General features: G+C 59.2%; 2 protein-coding genes and 1 pseudogene. All 3 read right to left on the bottom strand.

Annotated features, from left to right (window positions below; translation table 11 throughout):
• Positions 1-191, bottom strand: a pseudogene (locus Q7O77_RS16260) (phosphoadenosine phosphosulfate reductase); the annotation flags it as partial.
• 12 nt (positions 192-203) lie between these two features.
• Positions 204-1,919, bottom strand: coding sequence for an assimilatory sulfite reductase (NADPH) hemoprotein subunit (gene cysI, locus Q7O77_RS16255; RefSeq protein WP_304169721.1), 1,716 nt, complete (start codon positions 1,917-1,919; stop codon positions 204-206).
• Positions 1,919-3,129 (bottom strand): NADPH-dependent assimilatory sulfite reductase flavoprotein subunit (cysJ, locus tag Q7O77_RS16250; protein WP_304169719.1); only part of this gene is annotated, 1,211 nt, incomplete at its 5' end. The genes cysI and cysJ, both read right to left, overlap by 1 nt.

Raw genomic sequence — 3,129 nt, 5'->3', positions numbered from 1 at the left:
AGATGCAGAGAAATCGCCGCCTGAATACCGAAGCTCGACGTCAGCACGAACTCGCCCGGCAGATTTTCCAGCGCCCATGCGACTCGGTTTTCGGCGGTCAGGCTTTCCAGCTCGGCGTTAATTGCCGCGAGCTCAGACTCTTGTTCCGGCTTCGGCAACGCGTTGAGCGACTCCAGATTGAGTGCAGACATCAGGCTCTCCTCTTAGTCATAGAAATCGACAGCGGGGTCGAGCACCGGTTTGATGATGTGGGCACGAATGGCAAAATCGCCAAATCCTTCGCCCGCTTCGCGCTCCTGCGCCCAACGTCCTACCAACTGGTCGATTTCGCTGAGGATGTCAGCTTCGGTGATATTTTCCCGGTACATACGCGGAATGCGCGTCCCTTCCCGGTTGCCGCCGAGGTGCAGGTTGTAACGGCCGATGGCTTTTCCCACCAGCCCGATTTCCGCCAGCAGCGAACGTCCGCAGCCGTTAGGGCAGCCAGTCACTCGCAGGACGATGTGCTCATCGCCGACGCCGTGCTGCTGCATAATCCCTTCTACCTTTGTGACAAACTGCGGCAGGAAACGTTCGGCTTCCGCCATCGCCAGCGGACACGTCGGCAGCGAAACGCAGGCCATCGAGTTTTTACGCTGCTCGCTGACCGCATCGTCAATCAGCCCATGCTCACGCGCCAGCGCTTCGATTTTCGCTTTATCGCGCGTGGCCACGCCCGCCACAATCAGGTTCTGGTTGGCGGTCAGGCGGAAATCCCCTTTGTGCATTTTCGCGATTTCGTTCAGCCCCGTTTTGAGAGGACGCCCCGGATAGTCGAGGATGCGGCCATTTTCGATAAACAGCGTCAAATGCCACTTATTGTCGATGCCTTTCACCCAGCCGATGCGATCGCCGCGACCGGTGAATTCATATGGACGGATCTCTTCGAACGTCACGCCGGACCGGCGTTCCACTTCCTGCTTGAACGTGTCAACGCCGACGCGCTCCAGCGTGTATTTAGTTTTGGCGTTCTTACGGTTGGTGCGGTTGCCCCAGTCGCGCTGAGTGGTGACCACCGCTTCCGCGATAGCGAGCGTCTTCTCGACGGGGATATAGCCGAACTCGCTGGCGGTGCGCGCATAGGTCGCCTTGTCGCCGTGGGCGATGGACAAGCCGCCGCCCACCAGCACGTTGAAGCCGATCAACCGTCCGTTCTCGGCAATCGCGACAAAGTTCAGGTCATTCGCGTGCAGATCCACATCGTTCTGCGGCGGGATCACCACCGTAGTTTTAAATTTTCGCGGCAGGTAGTTCGATCCCAGAATCGGCTCTTCATCCGTCGTCGCAATCTTTTCCCGATCGAGCCAGATTTCGGCATAAGCGCGAGTCTTCGGCAACAGGTGCTCGGAGATCTTCTTCGCCCAGTCGTACGCCTGCTGGTGCAGCTCGGACTCGGCGGGGTTGGACGTACACATCACGTTACGGTTGACATCGTTCGCCGTCGCCAGTGAATCCAGCCCCACATCATGCAGCAGCTGATGCGCCGATTTCAGGTCGGATTTCAGGATGCCGTGAAACTGAAACGTTTGACGGTTGGTAATACGGATACTGCCGTAAATCGTCTTGGCCTTGGCGAAGTCATCGATCGCCAGCCACTGCGTCGGCGTCATGACGCCGCCCGGCAGACGGCAGCGCAGCATCATCGCATGACGCGGCTCCAGCTTCTGCGCGACGCGTTCGGCGCGAATGTCACGGTCGTCTTGCTGGTACATCCCGTGGAAACGGATCAGCAAAAAGTTGTCGCCGGTAAAGCCACCGGTCAGGCCATCGTTAAGATCGTCTGCGATCGTGCCGCGCAGAAAGTTGCTCTGCTGTTTTAGACGCTCCGCATCGGTGAGTTTGCCTTCTACCACCAGCGGGCCGGAATATCTCTCGCTCATTAGTACACGTCTCTCTGATAGCGCCGCTCAAGCCGCAGCTCGCTTAAAAATTCATCCGCCTGTTCGGCATCCATCCCGCTCTGCTCGGCAATCACTGCCAACAGTGCCTGTTCGACATCTTTCGCCATTCGGTTGGCGTCGCCGCACACGTAAATATGCGCGCCATCCTGGATCCAGCGCCAGACTTCCGCGCTCTTCTCACGGATGCGATCCTGAACGTAAATCTTGTGCGCCTGATCGCGCGACCAGGCCAAATCGATGTGGGTCAGCAGCCCGTCCTTGACGTACCGCTGCCACTCCACCTGATACAGGAAATCTTCTACAAAGTGCGGATTGCCGAAGAACAGCCAGTTTTTACCCTCGGCGCCTTCCGCTTCACGCTGCTGCATAAAGGCTCTGAACGGCGCGATGCCCGTCCCCGGACCAATCATGATGACCGGCGTATTCGGGTCCGCAGGCAGGCGGAAGTTATCGTTATGCTCAATGAAGACGCGGACTTCGCCGTCCTCTTCCAGCCGATCGGCCAGGAAACCGGAGGCGCCGCCGGTGCGCTCCCTTCCCTCATAGGCGTAACGGACGACACCGAGCGTGATGTGCACTTCGTTGTCGACCTCTTCCTGCGATGAAGCGATGGAGTAAAGGCGCGGCGTCAGCGGACGCAGCCAGCTAACCAGCTGTTCCGGCGTCAGTTCGGCGGGTGCCGAGCGCACCATATCCACCAGCGGCGTCTGCTGCGCATACTGCTGCAGCGCGGACTTATCTCCGACGCGGGACTGAAGCGTTTCATGCCCCGACAGCACCGCGTATTTCTCCACTAGCGGCGCCGTATTTTGCGTCAGCTCCAGATGCCGTTGCAGGGCCTCAGCGAGCGACAGCGTCTTACCAGACACCGTCACCGTTTCATCCCCTTTGAGCTTCAGCAGCCCCAGCAGTTCCTCAACCAATGCTGGGTCATTCTCGTACCACACGCCCAGCGCATCGCCGGGACGATAGCGCAGGCCTGACTCGCCCAAATCGATTTCCAGGTGACGCACGTCTTTGTCCGAGCCGCGGCCGGTGATCTTTTGATTGACCGATAGCGCGGCGGTATAAGGCGTTTCTTTGCCGTACGGGCTCGCGGTAATCTCATCCACCGCGCCCACTGCCGCTGTCTGGACAGCGGCCGCGTCCTGCGCCTGATGGCGAGACTTCAGCGTTTCCGTCAGCCGTT

The organism is Lonsdalea britannica, from assembly GCF_946477055.1.
Taxonomy (GTDB): Bacteria; Pseudomonadota; Gammaproteobacteria; order Enterobacterales; family Enterobacteriaceae; genus Lonsdalea; species Lonsdalea britannica_A.
Note: the sequence above shows the minus strand (reverse complement) of the source record. Positions and strands in the feature narration are given on the sequence as shown.